The organism is Arthrobacter sp. Leaf234, assembly GCF_001422665.1.
GTDB lineage: Bacteria > Actinomycetota > Actinomycetes > Actinomycetales > Micrococcaceae > Arthrobacter_D.
Window position 1 is genome coordinate 92,972 of the sequence record NZ_LMLU01000005.1, and the last position, 21,664, is coordinate 114,635.

A 21,664-nucleotide genomic window follows, 5' to 3' on the forward strand; every position below is an offset into this window, starting at 1 on the left:
CACCATCTCTCTGAAGGGAGCCGACGTCATGACGACTGCGGACTCATTCGGCGCGAAGGGCGTACTCGATGTCGCCGGCGCTGACTACGAAATTTTCAGGCTCAGTGCCGTCGAGGGCGCCGAGAACCTCCCGTTCAGCCTCAAGGTGCTTCTCGAGAACCTGCTCCGCACCGAGGACGGTGCGAACATCACCGCGGATCACGTCCGCGCCCTCGCGCAGTGGGATGCGGCAGCGGAGCCGAGCACCGAGATCCAGTTCACGCCCGCCCGCGTCATCATGCAGGACTTCACCGGCGTCCCCTGTGTCGTCGACCTGGCGACCATGCGCGAGGCCGTCGCCGATCTCGGGGGAGACCCCAAGCGGGTCAACCCGCTGGCTCCCGCCGAGATGGTCATCGACCACTCCGTGCAGATCGACGCCTTCGGCAACGCCGGCGCCCTCGAGCGCAACATGGAGATCGAGTACCAGCGCAACGGCGAGCGGTACCAGTTCCTCCGCTGGGGCCAGACGGCGTTCGACGACTTCAAGGTCGTCCCGCCGGGCATGGGGATCGTCCACCAGGTCAACCTGGAGTACCTGGCCCGCACGGTCATGACCCGCGAGATCGACGGCGTCCTCCGGGCGTACCCCGACACCTGCGTCGGCACCGACTCGCACACCACCATGGTCAACGGCCTCGGGGTACTCGGCTGGGGCGTCGGCGGGATCGAGGCCGAGGCAGCGATGCTCGGCCAGCCCGTCTCCATGCTCATCCCGCGCGTCGTCGGCTTCAGGCTCACCGGTGAGATCCCTGCCGGCGCCACCGCCACGGACGTGGTCCTCACCATCACCCAGATGCTGCGCAAGCACGGCGTGGTCGGCAAGTTCGTCGAGTTCTACGGCGAGGGCGTCGCGTCCGTGCCGCTCGCGAACCGCGCCACCATCGGCAACATGAGCCCGGAGTTCGGCTCCACCGCCGCCATGTTCCCCATCGACGACGTCACCCTCGACTACCTGCGCCTCACCGGCCGTCCGGCGGAGAACGTCGCGCTGGTGGAGGCCTACGCCAAGGAGCAGGGTCTCTGGCACGATCCCTCGCGCGAGATCCGTTTCTCCGAGTACCTCGAGCTGGACCTCTCCACGGTCGTGCCCTCGATCGCCGGACCGAAGCGCCCGCAGGACCGCGTGGAACTCTCGAAGTCGAAGGACCAGTTCCGTGAGGACCTGCGGAACTACTCCAACGATCCCGACCTGGCGTTCGCCCCAGGCGGTACGGTCGACGAGTCCTCGCAGGAGAGCTTCCCCGCGTCGGACTCGCCGAGCTTCACCCCGGGAACGACGTCGTCCGTCACCGACGAGAACGAGGAACCCCGCGAGACCGTCGGAGCGGGTGCCCCGTCGACCCGGCCGTCGAAGAAGGTCGCGGTCACCATGAAGGACGGCCGCGACTTCGAGCTGGACCACGGCGCCGTCAGCATCGCGTCGATCACCTCCTGCACCAATACGTCCAACCCGTCGGTCATGCTCGCCGCCGCGGTGCTGGCGCGCAACGCCGTCGAGAAGGGCCTCGTGTCCAAGCCATGGGTGAAGACGTCCGTGGCCCCCGGGTCCAAGGTCGTCACCGACTACTACGAGAAGTCGGGCCTGATCCCGTACCTCGAGAAGCTCGGTTTCTTCACGGTGGGTTACGGCTGCGCCACGTGCATCGGCAACTCGGGTCCGCTCGAGGACGAGATCTCGCAGGCCATCCAGGACAACGACCTCGCCGTCACCGCCGTCCTGTCCGGTAACCGCAACTTCGAGGGCCGCATCAACCCGGACGTCAAGATGAACTACCTGGCGTCGCCGCCGCTGGTGGTCGCCTACGCCCTGGCCGGCACCATGGACTTCGACTTCGGCAACGAGCCCCTCGGCCAGGACGAGTCCGGCACCGACGTGTTCCTGAAGGACATCTGGCCGAACCCGGTCGAGGTCCAGAAGGTGATCGACGAGTCGATCGACGAGGACATGTTCACCTCGAGCTACGCCACGATCTTCGAGGGCGACGAGCGCTGGCAGTCCCTGCCGACGCCGGCCGGCGACACCTTCGCCTGGGACCCCGAGTCCACGTACGTGCGGAAGCCCCCGTACTTCGAGGGCATGCAGCGCGAGGCGAGCCCGGTCGAGGACATCGCCGGCGCCCGCGTGCTCCTGAAGCTCGGTGACTCGGTCACCACCGACCACATCTCGCCGGCGGGTTCGTTCAAGTCGGACACCCCGGCCGGGCGCTACCTCACCGAAAAGGGCGTGCAGCGCAAGGACTTCAACTCCTACGGCTCCCGCCGAGGCAACCACGAGGTCATGATCCGCGGCACGTTCGCGAACATCCGCATCAAGAACCAGCTCCTCGACGGCGTCGAGGGCGGGTTCACGCGGGACTTCTCGCAGGCCGATGCGCCGCAGGCCGCCGTGTACGACGCCGCGGAGAACTACCGCGCCGCGGGTACGCCGCTCGTGGTCCTCGCCGGCAAGGAGTACGGCTCCGGTTCGTCGCGTGACTGGGCGGCCAAGGGCACCGCACTGCTCGGCGTCAAGGCCGTCATCGCCGAGAGCTACGAGCGCATCCACCGCTCCAACCTCATCGGCATGGGCGTGCTGCCCCTGCAGTACCCCGAGGGGCAGAACGCCGCATCGCTGGGGCTCACCGGCACGGAGACCTTCGCCGTCTCCGGTGTCACCGAGCTCAACGAGGGCCGCACGCCGGGCACGCTCCACGTGACCGCCACCCCGGCCGAGGGCGGCAGCGCCGTCGAGTTCGACGCCGTCCTGCGCATCGACACCCCGGGCGAGGCGGACTACTACCGCAACGGCGGCATCCTGCAGTACGTGCTGCGCCAGCTCGCGAGCTAGCGTCCGCGCGGCCCGGGCCGGGAGTCGTCCTCCCGGCCCGGGCCGTCCGCAGGGCAGCCGGTGTCCTCGGCCCCACTCCTATCCGAACCTTCCAGCCGACCCGAGGGGGCGCCATGGCCGAGTCCGTCGAACTGTCGGCGCGCGTGGACGGCGATGCCATCTTCCGGGTCCTCCGCAGCGAGATCCTCGCCGGCGTCCACCCACCGGGGACCGCCCTGCGAGAGGTGGTCATCTCGGAGCGCTTCGGCGTCTCCCGCACGCCCGTCCGTGAGGCCCTCAGCCGGCTGCAGCACGAACGCCTGCTGGAGCGTGCCGCGCGGGGGCTGCAGGTTCCCCAGATCGATGCGCAGGAGGTCATCCAGATCTACGACCTGCGCGTCATGCTGGAGGAGGAGGCCGCCGGCCAGGCCGCCCTCAACCGCGGAGCGGCCGACCTCATGCGCCTGGAGGCGCTGCTGGAACGTGACCGCGCCGTCGTCGACCCGGACGACACCACCAAGGTGACCAACAACCTCGAATTCCACACCTCCCTCTGGTCCGCCGCACGCAACCCCATCCTCATGGACCTCCTGCAGCGGCTGTCCACGCACCTGATCCACACCCCCCGGTCCACGCTGTCGGTCGGCCACCGGTGGCAGGAGGTGCTGCTGGAGCACGAGGCGCTGATCAGTGCCATCGCGGAGCGCCGCAGCGACGACGCGCGGTCGATCGCCCGATCGCACATGGAGACCGCGCGGACCCTCCGGCTGCAGCTGCTGCGCACCACCGCGGCGGACTGACCGTGCCCGACCAGCGCCCTGCCCGACAGCGCCTCCTGCTCGACGTCGACACCGGGATCGACGACGCCGTGGCGCTGATGTATCTCCTGGCCACTCCCGGTGTCTCGGTGGAGGCGATCACCTGCACCGCCGGCAACGTCGGCGCCCGCCAGGTGGCCCTCAACAACCTCGCGCTCCTCGAGCTTTGCGGGCACGCCGGTGTGGAGGTGGCCATCGGGAGCGAGGTGCCGCTGGAGATCCCCCTCGTCACCACCGAGGAGACGCACGGCGACCAGGGCATCGGGTACGCCGAACTGCCGCCGCCGCGCGGGCACATCTCCGGGCGGCACGCCGTCGACGTCTGGCTCGAGGCGGTGCGATGCCACCCCGGGCAGATCACGGGCGTGGTCACGGGGCCCCTGACCAACCTCGCCCTCGCCATCCGGGCGGAACCGCAGCTCCCGATGCTCCTGAAGGGGCTCGTGATCATGGGCGGCGCCTTCAACTACCCCGGCAACACGACGCCCGTGGCCGAATGGAACACCCACGTGGACCCGCATGCCGCGAAGGAGGTGTACGCCGCCTACGAGGGCCTTCCCGAGGCGAAGCTGCCGATCGTCTGCGCGCTCGAGACCACGGAGCGGATCGAGTGCACGCCCGCCCACGTCGACGCCGTCGCCCGGGCGGCCGGGGCCGGGCCGGAGGTGCTCGAAGCGGACGGACCCCCGGGCACACGCAGCCGCAGCGGCAACGCCGTCGTCGCCTGCCTGTCCGACGCCCTCAGGTTCTACATGGAGTTCCACCGGCTCTACGACCAGGGGTACGTGGCGCACCTGCACGATCTCTTCGCCGTCATGGTCGCGGCGGGTGAGGCCTCCTTCGAGGAGCGGCTCGTCACCGTCGACGTCGAGACGGAATCATCCCTGACCATCGGCCAGACGGTCGCGGACCTCGCGGGGATGTGGCGGCGTGCGCCGAATGCGCGGATCGTGACCGGCAACGATCCCGAGGCGGTGTTCGACCTGATGGTCCGGCGGCTCGCGGACCTGGCGAGGATGCACGGCTGACCCCCCTCGCAGGGCAACCGGCTCAGAGGCCCGCAGGAGCGCCCCGAGGACCCGGCAGCCCGGCGGGGAGCGCACACCGGCCGGTACACTGGGACCTGCCCGGCGCTGCTGCGCCGGCTGCGCCGAGGTGACATGAGGTGCTTCCCCCTCCTCCGTAGCGCCCAAGGATTATCGTGAGCTCATCCCTGACCCTCCCCGCCGATCGCACGACCGAGCGGCCCCGACGCCTGCTCCTCGCGCTCGGCGGCGCCCTCATCGTCGCGACGTACCTCTTCCTCGTGATCGTCCAGCCGACGGAGATCGCCGGCGGGATGGGCAGCGCGGCGTCCCTCGTCTCGCTCTTCGGCTTCCTCGGCGGCGGCGCCCTCCTGGTCGGCGGGATCCTGCCGATGCTGACCACCAGCTCCCTCGTCATCATGCCGCTCGGCATCGCCCTGAACATCGCGATCGGCCAGGTGGCAGGGTCGCTCGGGCTGCAGATCTACCTGGACGCGATCGGCACGGTGCTCGTCGCCGTCCTCGCCGGTCCCGCAGCGGGTGCCGCGACCGGTGCGCTGAGCAACGCCGTCTGGGGGCTCTTCAATCCCTTCGCGCTGCCCTTCGCAGCGGGAGCCGCACTCATCGGCCTGCTCGCGGGACTGGCGGCCAAGCACGGCGCGTTCCGGCGTGTGTACCTGGCCCCCGTCGCCGGCCTGGTGGTCGGCGCGATCGGAGGCCTCGTGGCCGCTCCCGTCGCGGTCTTCATGTTCGGCGCGGCGGGCACCTTCGGCACCAATGCCATCATCGCCGTCTTCCGGTCCATGGGGGACAAGCTGCTGGTCGCCGCCACCAAGCAGGGACTGCTCTCCGACTCGCTCGACAAGATCGTGGTGTTCGTCGTCGTCGCCCTGATCGTCTACGCCCTGCCGCAGCGCGCCGTCCGGCAGTTCCCGTTCGCACGGACCCACCGCGTCCTGGGCGCCAGGAGCGGACAGCGCGCCATGACGACGGCCGGAGCCGGCTCGGTCCGCTGACCATGCCGCGCCGCCGGATCCTCAATCCCCTGACCGAGCTGCTCGCAGCGGTCCTGCTGGTGGTGCTCGTCCTCGTGGTGAACCGGTGGGAGTTCTCCCTGGCGGTGCTGCTGCTCGTCGTCGTGCCCGCCGTCCTGACCTCCGGCAGGGTGCGGCAGATCGGCCTCGCCGTCCTCCTGATCGCCGGTCCGCTGCTCCTCTCCTCGCTGCTCCTCCACGGCCTGTTCTTCCCCGAGGGCAGGACGGTCCTGCTCGACCTCGGCCCCGCCCGCGTCACCCGGGAGGGACTGGCCTTCGCCGCCGTCATGGGACTACGCATGAGCGTGTTTACCGGGGTGCTGCTGACGGCCGCCATGACACTCGACGTGCCCGAGCTCCTCGCCACCATGACGCACCGTCGCTGGAACCGGAAGCTCGTGTTCGTGGTGGGTTCCGCCGTCGGGCTCATCCCGCACGTCGCCCTCCGTGCCCAGCAGATCACGCGGGCACAGCAGGCTCGCGGCCTCGTCCTGGGGCGCGGCCCCGTGGCGCGGGTGCGGGCCCTGCTCACGGTGACCACGCCGCTCGTCATCGGCCTCCTCGTCGACGCCTCGGAGCGGAACCGCATGCTCGGGGCGCGCGGCTTCTCCTCGCCGGGCCCACGCACGAGCTACCTGCCCGACACGGACACGCCCCGCCAGCGCGCCGCACGCCGTGCGATGGTCGTCGGCGTCGGCCTCTTCTCGGTGCTCTGGCTCGGATCCGGGGTGCTCGCGTGATCCGGGTGCAAAGCAGGTCCTTCGCCTACGACGACGGCGTGCCACTGCTCTCGGGCGTGACCGTCACGGTGGAGCCCGGGGAGTACCTCGTCGTCGCGGGCAGCTCCGGCTCCGGCAAGACGACGCTCGCGCGCCTGCTCGCGGGCGCGGTGGGGTCCGATGCCGGCGCAGTCTTCCGCGGCTCCCTCACCCTCGACGGCGAGACCGTCCACTTCGAGGGTGGTCCCGCCGATCCGCGGATCGACCCGGCGGTGTGGAGTGCCTCGGTCGCGTTCGTCGCCCAGGGCGCGTGGGGCCAGCTGTCCATGATGTCGGCGACCGTGGGCGAGGAGATCGCCTTCGGGCCCTCCAACCGCGGCGTCCCGCACGAGCGGCTGCGTCGGGAGGTCGACGACGTGGCGGCGGCCCTGAAGCTGACCGAGCTCCTCGACCGCGACCCGCGACGGCTCTCGGGTGGACAGCTCCAGCGGACCATCATCGCGGCAGCGGTGGTCCAGCGACCCCGCGTACTGGTGCTCGACGAGCCGTTCCAGGGCCTCGACGCCGGGGCGGCCGCGGATGTGGCCGCGGCGATCGACGTCCTGCGCGCCGGCGGGACCGGGGTGGTGGTCTGCGCCCCGATGCTGCCACGGACCGCCCCCGAGGGCGCCCGGATCATCGCGCTCGACGGCGGACACGCCGTGTTCGACGGGCTGCTCGCCGAGGCGCGGTGGGCGGGCCTGCGGCGTTACGGCATCGGGACGGACGGGGACGCGCCGCGGATCGGCGCCGCCAGAATGCGCGGGGCACCGACCACCGCGGGACGCACCCTCGTCACGGTGGACGACGTCGTGGTCCGCTATCCGTCACCCGGCGAGCCAGGCGGACCTGGGCGCGGGGAGCGCCGCGGCCGCCGGCGCCCGCCGGGTCCCGGGCGCACCCCCGCCGTCCTCGACGGCGTCAGCCTCCAGGTCCGTGCGGGTGAGATCCTCGCCGTCCGCGGGTCGAACGGATCCGGCAAGACGACGCTCCTGCAGGTGCTCAACGGGCTCCGCCGCCCGGAGAGCGGGCGGGTCACCGTGGACGGGATGCCGATCCTGCGCCGGCCCACCGGCACCCTGGCCGGCGCGGTCGGCTATCTCTTCCAGGACACGGACCAGCAGCTGTTCGAGCGGACGGTCCTCCGCGAGGTGTCCTACGGGCCCAGGGCGGCGGGCCTGCGACGGGTCGATGCGCTCCGTCGTGCCGCCGACGCGCTGGAGGCCGTGGGGCTCTCCGCGGTCGCGGACATCCACCCGTACGAGCTGGCGTTCGTGCAGCGCCGGCTCGTGGCTCTCGCGTCCCTCATCGCCGCGGGCCCGTCCGTCTGGGTCCTGGACGAGCCGACGGCAGGCCTCGACGAACCCGCGCGGACGGGGCTCGCGGCCCTCCTGGTCCAGCACGCGCAGGGCGGCGGTGCGGTGGTGATGGCGACGCACGACGCCGCGTTCTCCGCCGCCGTCGCGCACCGCACCCTCCGGCTCGAGGCCGGCCTGATCCAGGAGGACAGCCCGGACCCGGGCTCCTGATCCGTCCGAGAACCGGCCGCCCCACGGGAGCCGGACTGTGCCTAGGGTGGACGGATGGACGTTCTGCAGGAGAGACACCGGACCATCAGGACGGCCGGGGCGGAGCTCGCGGTCTTCGAGTACGGGCTGGACCCGCAGGAGGGCGTGCCCTCCGTCCTCCTGGTCCACGGGTATCCCGACGACCACCGCGTGTTCCTCCCGGTCCTCCGGGAACTGGCCCGCACACACCACCTCATCGCCTTCGACACGCGGAACGCCGGCCGGTCCCGCCCCGTCGCGGACGGTGGCTTCACCCTGGCGGAGCTCGTCGACGACGTCTTCGCCGTCCTCGATGCGCTCGGGACGCCGTCGGGCATCCGGCTGGTCGGCCATGACTGGGGGTCCATCCAGGGCTGGGCCGTCGTGCAGGACGAACGCGCCGACGGTGTGGTCCTCGACTACACCAGCATCTCCGGGCCCGACCTCCGCCACTTCTCCCGCTGGCTCCGGAGCCGGTTCGCGCAGGCCGGGACGGTCCCGCAGGGTCTCGCCCAGGTGCTGCGCAGCTGGTACGTCGGCGCGTTCCAGCTCCCCGTCCTGCCCGAGCTGTTCTGGAAGCACGTGATGACGCGCCGCTACGAGCTCGCCGCGCGACGCACCGTGGGCGCGGACCCGGTGCGCGGACTCGCCCTCTACCGGACGAACATGGGCGGTGGGGCGCGGCCGCCCCGGCGCCGCCGCGTGACGCTTCCCGTGCACGTGGTCGTGCCGCTCGGCGACCCCTTCCTCTCCCCGCACCTGGTGGGCGGTCTGGAGGACTGGGTGGAGGACCTCACGGTGACCACCGTGCCCGGTGGCCACTGGTGGATCGCCGCGCGGCCGCGCGCCTTCGCGGAACTTCTCGACCCCCGGCTGCGGAGGCAGGGCGAACCCTGACGGGTCCGGGCGGGAGGACTACGCCTCCAGCAGCCCCCGGATGTCCTCCGCGGTGAGCGCTGAACTGAACACGGCGTCGTCGTCCATCACCGAGGTGAAGAGCTTCGCCTTCTGCTCCTTGAGCTTCATGACCTTCTCCTCGATGGTGCCCTTGGACACCATGCGGTAGACCATGACGTTCTTGGTCTGGCCGATCCGGTGCGTGCGGTCCACGGCCTGCGCCTCGGACGCCGGGTTCCACCAGGGATCCAGTAGGAAGCAGTAGTCCGCCTCGGTGAGGTTCAGCCCGAACCCGCCGGCCTTGAGACTGATCAGGAAGACGGGCGCGTCCCCCTCCTTGAAGGAGTCGATGACCTCGCCTCGGCTGCGGGTGGAACCGTCGAGGTAGGCGTACGGGATGCCGCGGGCGTCCAGCTGCTCGGCGGCCTTCTTCAGGTAGGACGTGAACTGGCTGAAGACGAGGGCGCGGTGCCCCTCGGCGATGATGTCGTCCAGGTTCTCGAAGAGGACCTCGAGCTTCGCGGACGGGACGCCCTCGTGCTCGGGATCCACCAGGGAAGCGTCGAGGCTAAGCATGCGGAGCAGCGTCAGCGACCGGAACACGATCATCCGGTTGCGGTTCATATCCTCGATCAGGCCCAGGAGTTTCTGCCGCTCGCGCTGGAGGTACGTCTCGTAGATGTGCCGGTGCTCCGGGTGCAGCTCCACCTCCAGGACCTGCTCCTGCTTGGGCGGGAGGTCCGAGGCCACGGCCTCCTTGGTGCGCCGCATCATGAGGGGCCGGATGCGCTTGCGGAGCCGGACGAGCGGGCGGTTGTCGCCGATCTTCTCGATCGGCGTCCGGTAGTCCTCGGTGAACTTCCGCGGGGAGGGGAACAGCCCCGGTGCCACGATGTTGAACAGGGACCACAGCTCCATGAGGTTGTTCTCCATGGGCGTGCCGGTGATCGCGAGCTTGAAGGGGGCGTCGAAGTCCTTCGCCGCCTGGTGCACCTTGGACGCGCGGTTCTTGACGAACTGCGCCTCGTCCAGGACCAGGCCGGACCACGTGAGCTCCTGGTATGCGGGGAAGTCGAGCCGGAAGAGCGTATAGGACGTGATGACGACGTCGGCGTCGCCGACCTGGTCGCGGATGGTCGAGCCGGAGGCGCCCTGCGTGTCGGTGATCGACACGACCTTCAGCCCCGGCGCGAACCGGTGCGTCTCGTTGGACCAGTTCGGGACCACGGAGGTGGGCGCGACGACGAGGAACGGCTCCGCCGGCGCGGTGCTCTCCTTCGCATGGACCATCAGGGCCAGTGCCTGGAGCGTCTTGCCGAGACCCATGTCGTCGGCGAGGACGCCACCGAGCTGGTGCCGCCACAGGAAGGCGAGCCAGCTGAACCCCTCGGCCTGGTACGGGCGCATCTCGGCGACCAGGCCGGCGGGCGGCGGGGTCGCGGCGACGTCCTCGAGGGTGAGCAGGCCGCTCACGGCGTCGCGCCAGGACTGCGCCTGCTCCGTCTCCTCCGCGAGGTCCTCGAAGTCCGCCCAGAGCCCGGCCTGGTAGCGGCTGATCTGCAGGCCCGAGTCCGGGTCCCACTCGGCGAGGGACCGCGCCTCCTCGATCAGGTCACGCAGCTGGTCGAAGACGGGCTGCTCGAGGGAGAGGTAGGTGTTGTCGACGAGCTTCAGTTTCTTCCGGCCCTGCGCGAGGGCGCGGAACACCGAGTCGAAGGGGATGGTGCGGCCGCTCACCGTGACCATGACGCCGAGGTCGAACCAGTCGCGGTTGTCGGTCTCGACCGTGCTGATGCGCAGCGTCGGGGTCTCGGTCAGTTCGCGGTAGTCGGGCTTCTCGCCGACCACGTCCACGCGCATCCCCTCCACCTGCAGCAGCCGCGGCAGGGCCTCCTCCGCGAACTCGACGGCCTGCATGTCCTCGAGCCTCAGGTCCTTGAGGGGGAGGGCGCCCAGGGCGGCGCGTGCGGCGCCCGCGAGGGCGTCCTCGGCGTCGGCGTCGCGGTAGCCGTCGTCACTGCCGGGGCCGCCCCGGCGGAAGGGCCGGCGCTGCACGGCGTCGCCCAGCGGGTAGTCGAAGTGCCACCCGAGACTCACCGCCCCGTTGTCGCCGTAGGCGGTGGTCAGGACGAGCACGGGGGGCTGGATCTCAGGAAGGTCCACGGTGCCGTCGCTGCTGGCCACCTGGATGGACTGCCGGAGCTTCGGGTAGTACTCCTGCAGGAAGAGGGAGGTCTCCTCCTCCGGTACCACGACGGGCCGGCCGCGCTGCAGCAGCTCGATGTCCTTCGTCGTCAGGCGACGTGAGGTCGGGGCCAGCGTGATCGTGTCACCGGGGGAGACGGTGTAGATGCCGTGCGTGCTGATGACATGGGCCGTGTCGGAGGGGTGGGGCAGTCCGTCGATGTCGAGGGCCGGGCACAGCTGCAGGCCGCCCTCCTTCGTTCTCGTGGCGTCCAGCTTGAGGGTGGCCCGTCCGGCGAGCTCGATCGAGACCGACTTCTTCGAGCCGACGAAGGCGATGCCGAGACGCTGCGCCTCGTCCAGCAGCTGCCAGAGGAGCGGGTTGCTGAAGTCGTCGAGGTACAGCCAGGAGTCGTTGTTGCCGAAGTAGTTGACACCCGTGCCGCGGTGCAGCGCGGGGAACTGCGAGAACCAGCGGTGCTGGTCGGCGTCGAGCTTCAGTCCGTAGGTCTGGTAGCTGATGCTGCCCCAGGACAGGTTGTTCTTGATCCACTTGCCCTTGCCGTTCTGGCTGACCGGCCGGACACCGAGGCGCGTGTTGAGCATGCGCTGGCCCTGGCGCTCCGCGGCGGACCCCCAGCGCTGCACGGCCACCTCCGGTGTCCGGAGCTCGAACTGCAGGCCGAGCTGCGTCAGGGGGGCTGCGCCGCCCGGCGCGGCCTCGGTCTCGGCGTCGAGCAGGTCCGTGAGCGAGGCCTGCCAGCCCTCCGGTGGTCCGGGGCGGGACGCCGGGCGGGCGCCGAGCTCACGCTCGTGCTGCGCCAGGAGGTTCTCCGTGTTGCTCTGCAGCGCGGTGGCCGCCACGTGCTTGCAGTCGGCGCCGACGGGGCAGCTGCAGAAGTTCTCGAGCGGACGGAAGCGGCCGTCGCCCTTGACCCCCAGCCGCAGCTTCGTCCGGTAGTCGTTGGGCGCCGAGCCGCGCACCTTGCCGGTGAGCAGCTTCGCGTCGGCGTCCCAGGCGAGGGAACTGACGGCGCCGTCCTTCGCGTAGGTCTGCCCGCGCTGGAAGGCCGCGCCTCCCACGATCCGGATGATGTCGGTGACATCGACCATGGGGTGGGTGGAATTGGGCATAATTCCATGCTCTCACGTGGCGGTGACGCTCCCGGGCCACGAGCCATCCTGTTCACCCGGGGCAGGACCGGCGGTGCGTCGGGCGGCTCGACCTGAGCGGGCTCTGCCCTACTGTTGGCGAGGGGACTGATCATCAACGGGGTGGGCGGAAGAGGGCGTACGTGTTCGAGGCAGCGAGCATCATCTATGCAGCGGCAGGACTGGCGGTCCTCGCGGCAGCTCTCCTGCCACGGCTGCTCATGCGGGCCCCCGTCTCGATGCCGATGGTGTTCCTCGCCGCGGGGATCCTGGTCTTCAGTATCGGCAAGGACCTCCCGAGCCCCGACCCCGTGGCCTACAGCGACGTCACGATCCACCTGAGCGAGGTCTGCGTCATCATCTCGCTGATGGGCGCCGGCCTGGCCCTCGACCGGAAGGTGGGATGGCGTCGCTGGTCCACGACCTGGCGACTCCTCGGCATCGCGATGCCCCTGTGCATCCTCGTCCTGACGCTCATGGGCCTGTGGCTGCTGGGCCTCGGACTGGCCTCCGCGCTGCTGATCGCGGCGGCGCTCGCCCCGACCGATCCCGTCCTCGCCTCCGAGGTGCAGGTGGGGGAGCCCTCGGAATCCGAGGAGGACCTGGAGGCGGAGGACGAGGTGCGGTTCGGACTGACCTCCGAGGCCGGCCTCAACGACGGCCTCGCCTTCCCGTTCGTGTACCTCGCCATCCTGATGAGCACGGTGGGCATGTCGCCGGCCGCGTGGGGCGTGGAGTGGATCCTGCTCGACGTCCTCTGGCGCATGATCATCGGCTGTGCCTTCGGCTTCGGGATGGGCAAGCTGCTCGGCCGCATCTTCTTCCGCGCGCCGATCAAGAGCGTCCGCCTGGCCAACTACTCCGAGGGGTTCGTCGCCCTCGCGGCGACCTTCCTCACCTACGGACTCACGGAGTCGGTGGAGGGCTACGGCTTCATCGCGGTCTTCGTGTGCGCCGTCACCCTCCGCGCCGGAGAGCAGACCCACGGCTACCACGGTGTGCTGCACAGCTACATCGAGCAGCTCGAACGCCTGCTCACCGTCGTGGTGCTGGTCCTGCTGGGCGGGGCCGTGGCGCGAGGCCTGTTCGAGGGCCTGCGACCGCTGGAAGTGGTGGTCGCCGTCGCGTTCATCCTGCTGGTGCGGCCCGTCACGGCGTGGATCAGCCTGGCCCGGGGCAAGACCGGCCCCTGGGAGCGCCGCACGCTCGCCTTCTTCGGGGTGCGCGGCATCGGGTCCGTCTACTACCTCAGCTACGCCCTCTCGAAGGGCGAGTTCGGCGCCGACGAGAGCACGCTGTGGCGCGTCGGGGGGCTCGTGATCGTCATCTCGATCGTCATCCACGGCATCACGGCCGCGCCCGTCATCAACGCCCTCGACCGCGCGCGGCAGCGCAAGGCACGGGAGCAGGGCGACGAGGCGCAGGCGCCGAACACCCCCGTCTGAGTCATCGCCGGGAGGCGGTGCGCTCCAGTGCGGCCCGGACCACGAGGCCCGCGAGGAGGGCCCAGAACGCGCCGCCGATGCCGAGGATCGAGAGGCCCGATGCGGCCAGCAGGAAGGTCACCGCGCCGCTCATCCGGCCGGTCGGGTCGCTGAACGAGGAGGTCACCGCCGTCGCCATGGTGCCGATCAGGGCGAGCCCCGCGACGGCCTCCACGAGTCCGGCCGGTGCGGCGCCCACGATCACGACGAGTGCCCCCGACACAGCCGCAAGGACCAGGTAGGTGATGCCGGCGGTGAGGGCCGCCACCCACCGGCGCCCGCGATCGGCCCCGGCCCCGTCCCCGGCCGAGAGCGCGGCGGACAGCGCGGCGAGATTCACGGCGTGCCCACCGAAGGGTGCGACGACGGCGGTCCCGACGCCGGTGACGGCGAGTGCGGGACGCCACGGCGCGCGGTAGCCGAAGGACGAGAGCACGGCGACGCCGGGCAGGTTCTGCGAGGCCATGGTCACGACGTACAGCGGCAGGGCGATGCCGATGATCGCGGCAGGGTCCAGCACCGGCACGGTGAACGCGAGGGACGGCACCAGGGACTCGGGCGCGATGACCACGCCGTCCCGCACGATCTGCACCCCGATCACCGCGAGGGCCGCGACGAGGGCCAGCGGTACCGCCCACTTCGGCGCGAGCGCCGAGGCGGCGAGCCACACGAGGATGACCGGCAGGACCAGCACCGGGATGGTGCCGATCGACCGGAACGGAGCCAGGCACAGGGGCAGCAGGACCCCGGCGAGCATCGCCTGCGCGAGATGCTGCGGGATCCGCGCCACCAGCCTCCCGAGCCAGGGGACGGCGCCGGTCAGGGCGATCAGCGCGCCCGTCACGAGGAAGGCGCCGACGGCCGCCGGCCACCCGCCCGCCGGGACGGCCGCGCCCGCGAGCAGCGCCGCCCCGGGGGTGGACCAGGAGAGGGTGACCGGGATGCGGTAGCGGAGGCTGAGCAGCACGATGCCGAGGCCGACGACGGCGGTCAGTGCGAGGAGCCCGGACGCCGCCTGGGCGGGGCTCGCGCCCGTGGCCCTGAGCCCGGCGAGGACGACGGCGAACGACGAGGTGAAGCCGACGAGGGCCGTCACGATCCCGGCCAGCACGGGTTCGCCGAGTCCGGACCTCACTGACGTCGCGGTGTGCACCCGGGCCTCCTGTCGCCGCACCGGGGCCTGGAAGGCCTGTCCGGCGGGTGTTCTGTATATGGAACAGCCAGCGTAGGATGCTGGCATGCCCGAGGACAACCCCCGCGCGGATGTGTCGCCCAGAGCGGCCGTGGCCCGCCGCATCACCGCCCTCCGCCAGGAGCGGGGCCTCTCCCTGACGGCGCTCGCGGCCCGGGCGGGGATCGGCAAGGGCACGCTCTCGGAACTCGAGGCCGGGACGCGCAACCCGACCCTGGAGACGCTCTACGCGCTGGCCGGACCGCTCGGGGTCCCCCTGACCGGCCTCGTGGGGGAGGAAGCCGGGCACAGCGTCTCGGACGGCGTCGTCGACGCACGCCTGCTCTCGGTCCGCACGCACGACGACGGCGGCACCACGGAGGTCTTCTGGCTCACCCTCTCGTCCGGCCGGACGAGGATCAGCCCACCGCACCGCAGCGGCACGGTGGAGCACCTCCGCCTCGTCCGCGGCTCCGCGTCGGCGGGGGAGAAGGGCTCGGAGCGGGAGATCGGGCCAGGAGTGTCGATCTCGTGGGCCGGGGACGTGGCGCACACCTACACGTCCCCGCACGGCGCGGAGGGCGTCCTGGTGATCGAGACGCCCGGCAGGACGGGATAGGAGCAGCACCGGTGGCTAGGCGGTGCGCCTGCTCCGGACGCCGGGTCAGGCGATGCGCGCCTGCTCCAGGCGCCGCTGGATGACCTCGAGCTCGTCGCTGAGGGCCTGCAGGCGGGCGGTGTTCTGTTCGACGGCCAGCTCGCGGACCAGGAGGTCCTGGCGCGCGCGCAGTGCGGTCTCGTCCATCGGCTGGTCTGTGGTCGGCTGGTCGCTTGTCGGCATGGTTCCAGTCAAGCAGACGGCCCGCCCCTGGCGCCGAGATGGCCGGCGGTGCGGCTGGAGCGGTGTGACGTGCGCTCCCGTGATCCCGCCGTCCACCCTGAACCGGCCTGCCGTGACGAAGGATGCATCCTCCGCGGCGAGGAGCGCCCTCGCCGCGGCCGCTCGTCGGGCCAGTCGGGCTCGGCGAACCGGCCCAGCGGCACGTGCACGAGCCGGCGCTACGCCTTCTCGGCGTCACCCGCGAACAGCTCGCTCAGCAGCGGGGTGTTGGCCGGCCCGGGGCACAGCGCGTCGACGCGGATGCCCTGCCGGGCGAATCCGACGCCCGGTTCCCGGCTCACGGACAGCACGCCGCCCTTCGATGCCGAGTAGGAGACCGAGTCCTTCCCCTGAGCCTGGACGGGGGGATGGCGTCGTTGCAGCAGCGTCGTTGCATCAGTGTCGTTGCAGCGGGAGTAAACGCTCGTGAGGTCGACCTCCTGCACACGGCGCGGACGAGAGTGCGGTCGGCGGCACGGACGGCACGCTCCTCCAGGCCCTCACGCGCCCCGTGTGCGCTGCATCGTGGAAATAGATGTGCCCGGGCAACCGTTCCCTCCACAGGCCCATGGCTTCCATCGTCCTGGGCGGCACGCATCGAGAGGCACTCCATGACCATTCCCCTGTCCATCCTGGACCTCGCCCAGGTCGCCGAAGGCTCGACGCCGGCGGAGACGTTCGCGTCGAGCGTCCTCCTCGCGCAGCACGCCGAGGCGTGGGGCTATCGCCGCGTCTGGTACGCCGAGCACCACAACATGGGGAGCATCGCCTCCTCGGCGACGAGCGTCCTGATCGCCCACGTGGCGGCGCACACCTCGACCATCCGGCTCGGGTCGGGCGGCGTCATGCTGCCCAACCACTCGCCGCTGACCATCGCGGAGCAGTTCGGGACCCTCGAGAGCCTCCACCCGGGGCGGATCGACCTGGGGCTCGGGCGTGCACCCGGGAGCGACCAGAACACGGCGCGGGCCCTCCGCCGGGACCCCCTGTCCGCGGACAGCTTTCCCCAGGACGTCCTGGAGTTGCAGGGCTACCTCACGGGTGACACGCGCGTTCCCGGAGTGCAGGCGACACCCGGCCGGGGGACCGACGTGCCGCTGTACATCCTCGGGTCCTCGCTCTTCGGGGCGCGGCTCGCGGCCGCCCTCGGCCTGCCGTTCGCTTTCGCATCGCACTTCGCCCCGCAGGCGCTGCTGGATGCTGCCGCCATCTACCGCAGGGAGTTCAAGCCCTCCGCACAGGCGGAGAAGCCTCACTTCATCGCGGGGGTCAACGTCATCGCCGCGGACAACCAGGGGGATGCCCACCATGAGTTCCACGAGGCGATGCTGCGTCGGGTCACGCTCCTGCTCGGCCGCGGCCAGACCTTCACGCGCGAGGAGTCGGAGGCGATCCTCGCGTCCCCGGGTGGACAGCAGATGAGCGAGATGGCCCGCTACAGCGCCGTCGGGACACCCGGGGTGGTCCGGGACTACCTGGAGCAGTTCTCCGCGCGGGTGGAGGCCGACGAACTCATCGTCGCCACGCAGGCGGGCACCACCGAGACGTGGTTGCGGTCCTTCGAACTGCTCGCCGGAGCCATGCATCCGGTGGCGGTCTAGGCCTACCAGAAGGTCCCGAAAACAGAAACCTTCAGCTCCCTGCTTGCCAGAACCGTACAAGGTTTGGTTAAGTGGGTCTCGGTTGTAGTGTTGCGCATTTGTATTTCGCGCGGTTTAGCCCTCGCGGGACAAGCCGCGTCTCTGAAAAAGCGGACAAGCACGCCGCGACTGGGGCGTTCCGAAAGTCGGAGCGCGTCTGAATTTCAGAAGGATAAAACAAAAATGGCAACAGGTACCGTGAAGTGGTTCAACGCTGAAAAGGGCTTTGGATTCATTGCTCCCGACGACGGAAGCGCAGATGTGTTCGCACACTTCTCCGCCATCAACGCAAGCGGCTACCGCTCGCTTGATGAGAACCAGAAGGTCAGCTTCGACACCGAGCAGGGCCCCAAGGGTCCTCAGGCGTCGAACATCCAGCCCCTCTAAGGCTCGGATCTTCCACTAGATCTTTTCGCGAGAAGCAGGTCGGACCCCGGTCCGGCCTGCTTCTTCGTTAACGCCCTCTCCGTCGACCGCCGGTCGTGGCGACCTACCGTCGATCCGCGGGTCCGGCCGCTCCGTCGCACAGGCCGATGAACGCACCGAGCTCCTCCAGGGCGGCGGGGGTCGAGGGCATATGGTGGGTCAGCCGGGGTGAGCGCACGATCACGGCTCGCCACTGTCCGCGCGAGACCGCCACGTTGATCCTGTTCCGGTTCAGCAGGAAACCGATGCCCCGCGGTGCCTCGGCGGCGGAGGACGCGGCCATGCTGACGATCACCACCACGGCCTGCTGACCCTGGAACCGATCCACCGTCCCCACCCTCACCCGCGGGTACCCGGCAGCGGCCAGCGCCCCGTGGACGAGCTGCACCTGTGCGTTGTAGGCGGCGACCACCAGGAGGTCTGCCTGGCCCACCGGCCGGGCCGGTGCCCCGGCGTCAGCGACCCACGGCAGGCCGAGGTGCAGCTCGACCTGACGGACGACCTCCGCCGCCTCCTCGGGGGAGGACGTCGCATGATCCGTGTGCTCGACCAGTACACACCCGACTCCCGGCGCCACACCGCCGAGCAGCCGCGACCGCGCCGCCGGCGCCGTGGAGAGCCGGCCCTCGTAGGCGAAGGTGGAGACCGCACGGCACAGAGCCGGGTGCATCCGCCAGGTGTCCGCGAGGAAGTAGCCGAGATCGGCGGGCAGGGTGGCGTGTCCGTCGGAGAGCCAGCCGAGTGCCGATTCGTCGACCGGCTCGGGGTGGGTTCCCTGGGTGACCTGCGGAAGCTGCTGCGGATCCCCGAGGAGCAGCAGCCGCCGGGCTGCCTGCGCGACCGCCATCGTGTTCGCCAGCGAGAACTGCCCGGCCTCGTCGATGACGAGGAGATCGAGCGATCCGGGCGGCACATTCTTCCCGGTCATGGTCCAGGCCGTCCCCCCGATGAGGCACCCGCCGTCACCGGACACCAGGCGTGCCACGTCCGTGTCCGAGCGCTGCCCCCACGGGAGGTCGGCATCCATGTCCTTCGGCTTCTTCGCCACACGCCCGGGCGGGACGCCGGCGTCGACGGCGCGGCAGAGCAGGTTCTCGACGACCGCATGGGACTGCGCGACGACGCCGATCTTCCAGCCGTCCGCCACCAGCCGGGAGAGCACGTCCGCACCGACATGCGTCTTGCCCGTCCCGGGCGGCCCCTGGACGGCGAGGTAGGACTCCGACAGGCGCAGCAGGGCAGCCGTGATCGCCTCGGCGTACCCGCCGTCCCCGGGGCGGACGGCGGGCAGAGCGCCGCCGTCGAGGAGCCGGGGCGGCACGCGACGCAGAAGGTCCAGGGCGGGTCCGGCGGGGATGTCGGGCAGGGCGCGGCCCACGTGGGCGGCCAGGTCGAGCAGAGCTGCCTGGATGGACCCGGTCATGATCGGCTGGTCCGGTGCCAGTGCCACCGGCAGCTCACTGCGCTCCGGTGCACCGCGCCTCAGTTTCTCCCGGACGGTAGCCGTGGTCAGGCCGGTTCCGTCCTCGGCGAGGTCCACCACCTCGACCCCGAACCACCCGCCACGGCCGGGACCAGTGCTGTCCGTGCTGTCGGCGTCCTCGGGGACTGGGGCGTCGTAGAGGGTGAAGTACGAGCCCCCGGCCCGGAAGTCCGCGCCCGCCTCGAGCCGTGCGGTGACCGACAGGGTGCGCACGGGGTTGGACCGGGCCGTGGGCTTCTCCCAGTCGCTGATCACGTCGACGGTGCGGAAGGGCATCACCTCCCTGGACTGCTCCCACTCCGAGGTCGGTGCTCCGAGGCGGTCGAAGTGGGCCCACCAGAACTGCTTCCGCTCACGCCGGTGATAGCCGACGGCGGCGGCGACCAGGGCCACCGCACGCGGACCGGGCTCCATGGCAGCGGCCGGAGTCAGGCCCGCGAGATAGTCCTGGAGCTGCGTCTCCTCGGCCTCGGGTGGAGCCTGGGGAACGGCATCGGCAGCAGCATCGGTGCTGCTGCCGCCGGCGGGGTCCATCCCGGGTGAATCCGGACCAGCACCGGACGCGGACCGCGACGCCTCCTCGGACTCGGGTGCGAGCCCGAGGAGCCAGTCCCGCAGCTTCAGCGTGGAGAGGCAGTCGTAGCGGTTGTAGTCGCTGATGTCCTCGAGGATCGCCGCAGCCTCCTCGGCGTCACCGGCGTCGCGCGCGGTGCAGTAGGCGGCGTAGGCGACCACGGAGGCGCCCGCGTCCGTCACGTCCCCCGCGCGGAGGGTGGACCCCATGTACAGGGGTTCGAGCTTCTTGATGCTGTAGGACCGCTCGGAGATCCGGAGGCTGTGCCGCACGGTCTCGTAGAGATCCACCAGGACCCCCTCGCGCAGCAGCGTGTCCACGGCGTCCTCACCGATGATGTGCTGGAGCGAGAGCCGGCGCAGGGCGCTCTTCTCATAGGCGGCGTAGTGGTAGATGTGCAGGTCGGGATACTGCCGGCGCCGCTCGTCCACGTAGTCGAGGAACTGCATCAGGGCGGTACGTTCCTCGGCCCGGGAGTGGGCCCAGAAGGGCCGGAAGGGTGGTTCGGCGGAGGCGCCCGGCCCGGCGGCGGGCTGCTCGACGACGCCGAACAGGTACTCGAGGCCCCACCGCCCGTCCGCCGGGTCCTGCCACAGGGGATCGCCCTCGACGTCGAAGAAGATGTCCCCGGGGCTGGGCGCGGGGAGGGCGGCAAGGGTGTGCTCCGGCAGGATCCGGTAGGAGACGGAGTGCTCCGTCCCCTCAGCGTCCCTGGAGGAGACGCTGCCGTCCACGGCTCCCACACCGGTCTGCAGCCGTGCCTGGTCCCGCAGCCGGGTGAGGGACGCGTCGTCCGGTCTCGCGGGCATCGCCGCCAGCTGGTCGATCGTGGTGATGCCCTCACCCCGGAGCCGCGCCCGGCGGTCGCCGGTCATCGAGGCGACGAGCAGCAGGTCCCGCGCGGCGACCACCTGCTCGGCGCAGTAGTCGCACCGACCGCAGGCCGAGTGCCCGCCGTCGCCCCATGCCACCGGCGCGGACCCGCTGCGGTGCGCCTCGACGAGGTCGAGGAAGCGCGCCCGGCGCTCCCGGAAGACGGGCAGCAGGTCCGTGAGGCTGTGGGTGCTCCTCGACCGGTCACCGAGCACGAGTGTCACCTCCGGCGACGTCGGGATGCCGGCTGCCTGCAGCTGGTCCCCGTAGGCGGCGAGCTGCAGCAGCGCTCCCACCTTCGCGTGCCGGGCGAGCTTCGTGTCCCAGACCGCGTACGCTCCGTCCGCCTGGCGCACCAGGAAATCGGAGCGGCCGTGGAACGTGCCGTCGAAGAACGCCGCCTGGAACACCACCGACGCCCCTGAGCCGAGGGCGGTCAGGGACTCCTCGTGCTTGGCCGTGAGGGTGGCGCGATCCATCGAGTCCGCAGGTTCGACGTCGTACACGCCCCGCGGATTACCCGGCGACCAGATGCCGTGGTCGGCCACGAGCTCGTCGAGGATCCTGTGCTCGTGGACGTCGCCGAGGACGGCGGCCCGCTGCAGCATCCCGTCCGGGGCGAAGGAGGCCCGCGGGGCGCGCCCCAGCTTCTCGTCGAGGACGCGCAGCAGGCGGTAGCCGCACTCCGAGGCGGTGACGAGGTCCGTCGCCGAGAACACCAGGTCCCGCCGGTCGGAGCTGCCGTCGGCGTCGAGCAGGAACATGCGCCAGGTCCTTTCGTCGGGAGCGGCCAGTGGATCACGCACCTCCGACCTTCTGTGACGCAGGTCTCGGAACTGGTGCGTGCGGATTGCGGTGGACGGGACGACT

Annotated in this window: 15 protein-coding genes and 1 pseudogene; 11 read left to right on the forward strand and 5 right to left on the reverse strand. The window is 70.9% G+C overall.

Annotated features, from left to right (window positions below; genetic code table 11):
- Positions 1-28 precede the first annotated feature (28 nt).
- The 7 genes from ASF21_RS08300 (at position 29) to ASF21_RS08330 (ending at position 8,927) form a co-directional block, all read left to right on the forward strand.
- Positions 29-2,869 (forward strand): aconitate hydratase, encoded by a 2,841-nt coding sequence (locus ASF21_RS08300; RefSeq protein WP_055769599.1) that lies wholly within the window; start codon positions 29-31, stop codon positions 2,867-2,869.
- Positions 2,870-2,982: 113 nt separating this feature from the next.
- Complete coding sequence (locus tag ASF21_RS08305) at positions 2,983-3,648, forward strand: GntR family transcriptional regulator (RefSeq protein ID WP_055769601.1); 666 nt, start codon at positions 2,983-2,985, stop codon at positions 3,646-3,648.
- Between the two features lie 2 nt (positions 3,649-3,650).
- Positions 3,651-4,694, forward strand: coding sequence for a nucleoside hydrolase (locus ASF21_RS08310; RefSeq protein WP_082471372.1), 1,044 nt, complete (start codon positions 3,651-3,653; stop codon positions 4,692-4,694).
- A 173-nt stretch (positions 4,695-4,867) separates the two neighbouring features.
- Positions 4,868-5,707 (forward strand): ECF transporter S component, encoded by an 840-nt coding sequence (locus tag ASF21_RS08315; RefSeq protein ID WP_321166890.1) that lies wholly within the window; start codon positions 4,868-4,870, stop codon positions 5,705-5,707.
- A 2-nt stretch (positions 5,708-5,709) separates the two neighbouring features.
- Positions 5,710-6,465, forward strand: coding sequence for an energy-coupling factor transporter transmembrane component T (locus tag ASF21_RS17025; protein WP_055769605.1), 756 nt, complete (start codon positions 5,710-5,712; stop codon positions 6,463-6,465).
- Positions 6,462-8,012 carry an ABC transporter ATP-binding protein gene (locus ASF21_RS16775; protein ID WP_055769608.1) on the forward strand — a complete coding sequence of 517 codons (1,551 nt, stop codon included), beginning with the start codon at positions 6,462-6,464 and terminating at the stop codon, positions 8,010-8,012. Before ASF21_RS17025 ends, ASF21_RS16775 begins: the two co-directional genes overlap by 4 nt.
- A 54-nt stretch (positions 8,013-8,066) precedes the next feature.
- Positions 8,067-8,927: an alpha/beta fold hydrolase gene (locus tag ASF21_RS08330; protein WP_055769610.1), complete on the forward strand. Its 861-nt coding sequence runs from the start codon at positions 8,067-8,069 to the stop codon at positions 8,925-8,927.
- 18 nt (positions 8,928-8,945) lie between these two features.
- On the opposite strand, the gene ASF21_RS08335 is transcribed toward ASF21_RS08330, so the two are convergent.
- Positions 8,946-12,245 (reverse strand): SNF2-related protein, encoded by a 3,300-nt coding sequence (locus ASF21_RS08335; RefSeq protein WP_082471373.1) that lies wholly within the window; start codon positions 12,243-12,245, stop codon positions 8,946-8,948.
- Between the two features lie 161 nt (positions 12,246-12,406).
- Here ASF21_RS08335 and ASF21_RS08340 point away from each other — a divergent pair, with 161 nt between their 5' ends.
- Complete coding sequence (locus ASF21_RS08340) at positions 12,407-13,708, forward strand: cation:proton antiporter (protein ID WP_055769614.1); 1,302 nt, start codon at positions 12,407-12,409, stop codon at positions 13,706-13,708.
- A 1-nt stretch (position 13,709) separates the two neighbouring features.
- On the opposite strand, the gene ASF21_RS08345 is transcribed toward ASF21_RS08340, so the two are convergent.
- Positions 13,710-14,900: a benzoate/H(+) symporter BenE family transporter gene (locus tag ASF21_RS08345; protein ID WP_055769616.1), complete on the reverse strand. Its 1,191-nt coding sequence runs from the start codon at positions 14,898-14,900 to the stop codon at positions 13,710-13,712.
- Between the two features lie 85 nt (positions 14,901-14,985).
- Here ASF21_RS08345 and ASF21_RS08350 point away from each other — a divergent pair, with 85 nt between their 5' ends.
- A complete protein-coding gene (locus tag ASF21_RS08350) occupies positions 14,986-15,537 on the forward strand; it encodes a helix-turn-helix domain-containing protein (protein ID WP_055769618.1) in 552 nt (183 codons plus the stop codon).
- A gap of 45 nt (positions 15,538-15,582) precedes the next feature.
- Here ASF21_RS08350 and ASF21_RS17305 read toward each other — a convergent pair whose 3' ends face one another.
- Both ASF21_RS17305 and ASF21_RS17310 read right to left on the reverse strand, forming a co-directional pair.
- Complete coding sequence (locus tag ASF21_RS17305) at positions 15,583-15,759, reverse strand: hypothetical protein (RefSeq protein ID WP_235498926.1); 177 nt, start codon at positions 15,757-15,759, stop codon at positions 15,583-15,585.
- Positions 15,760-15,816: 57 nt separating this feature from the next.
- Positions 15,817-16,139: pseudogene (locus ASF21_RS17310) on the reverse strand (SDR family oxidoreductase); the annotation flags it as partial.
- Between the two features lie 270 nt (positions 16,140-16,409).
- Between ASF21_RS17310 and ASF21_RS08360 the strand changes: the two are divergent.
- Both ASF21_RS08360 and ASF21_RS08365 read left to right on the forward strand, forming a co-directional pair.
- Positions 16,410-17,399 (forward strand): LLM class flavin-dependent oxidoreductase, encoded by a 990-nt coding sequence (locus ASF21_RS08360; RefSeq protein WP_055769620.1) that lies wholly within the window; start codon positions 16,410-16,412, stop codon positions 17,397-17,399.
- A gap of 222 nt (positions 17,400-17,621) precedes the next feature.
- A complete protein-coding gene (locus ASF21_RS08365) occupies positions 17,622-17,825 on the forward strand; it encodes a cold-shock protein (protein ID WP_026533290.1) in 204 nt (67 codons plus the stop codon).
- A gap of 103 nt (positions 17,826-17,928) precedes the next feature.
- Here the strand turns inward: ASF21_RS08365 and ASF21_RS08370 are convergent, their stop codons facing one another.
- Positions 17,929-21,558: a TM0106 family RecB-like putative nuclease gene (locus tag ASF21_RS08370; RefSeq protein ID WP_055769627.1), complete on the reverse strand. Its 3,630-nt coding sequence runs from the start codon at positions 21,556-21,558 to the stop codon at positions 17,929-17,931.
- Between the last annotated feature and the right edge of the window lie 106 nt (positions 21,559-21,664).

Bases quoted from the DNA above. Each gene is read 5' to 3' on its own strand.
- ASF21_RS08350 (WP_055769618.1), top strand. From the start codon at position 14,986: ATGCCCGAGGACAACCCCCGCGCGGATGTGTCGCCCAGAGCGGCCGTG.
- ASF21_RS08300 (WP_055769599.1), top strand. From the start codon at position 29: ATGACGACTGCGGACTCATTCGGCGCGAAGGGCGTACTCGATGTCGCC.
- ASF21_RS17305 (WP_235498926.1), bottom strand. From the start codon at position 15,759: ATGCCGACAAGCGACCAGCCGACCACAGACCAGCCGATGGACGAGACC.
- ASF21_RS08365 (WP_026533290.1), top strand. From the start codon at position 17,622: ATGGCAACAGGTACCGTGAAGTGGTTCAACGCTGAAAAGGGCTTTGGA.
- ASF21_RS08330 (WP_055769610.1), top strand. From the start codon at position 8,067: ATGGACGTTCTGCAGGAGAGACACCGGACCATCAGGACGGCCGGGGCG.
- ASF21_RS08370 (WP_055769627.1), bottom strand. From the start codon at position 21,558: ATGTTCCTGCTCGACGCCGACGGCAGCTCCGACCGGCGGGACCTGGTG.
- ASF21_RS08360 (WP_055769620.1), top strand. From the start codon at position 16,410: ATGACCATTCCCCTGTCCATCCTGGACCTCGCCCAGGTCGCCGAAGGC.
- ASF21_RS08305 (WP_055769601.1), top strand. From the start codon at position 2,983: ATGGCCGAGTCCGTCGAACTGTCGGCGCGCGTGGACGGCGATGCCATC.
- ASF21_RS08335 (WP_082471373.1), bottom strand. From the start codon at position 12,245: ATGCCCAATTCCACCCACCCCATGGTCGATGTCACCGACATCATCCGG.
- ASF21_RS17025 (WP_055769605.1), top strand. From the start codon at position 5,710: ATGCCGCGCCGCCGGATCCTCAATCCCCTGACCGAGCTGCTCGCAGCG.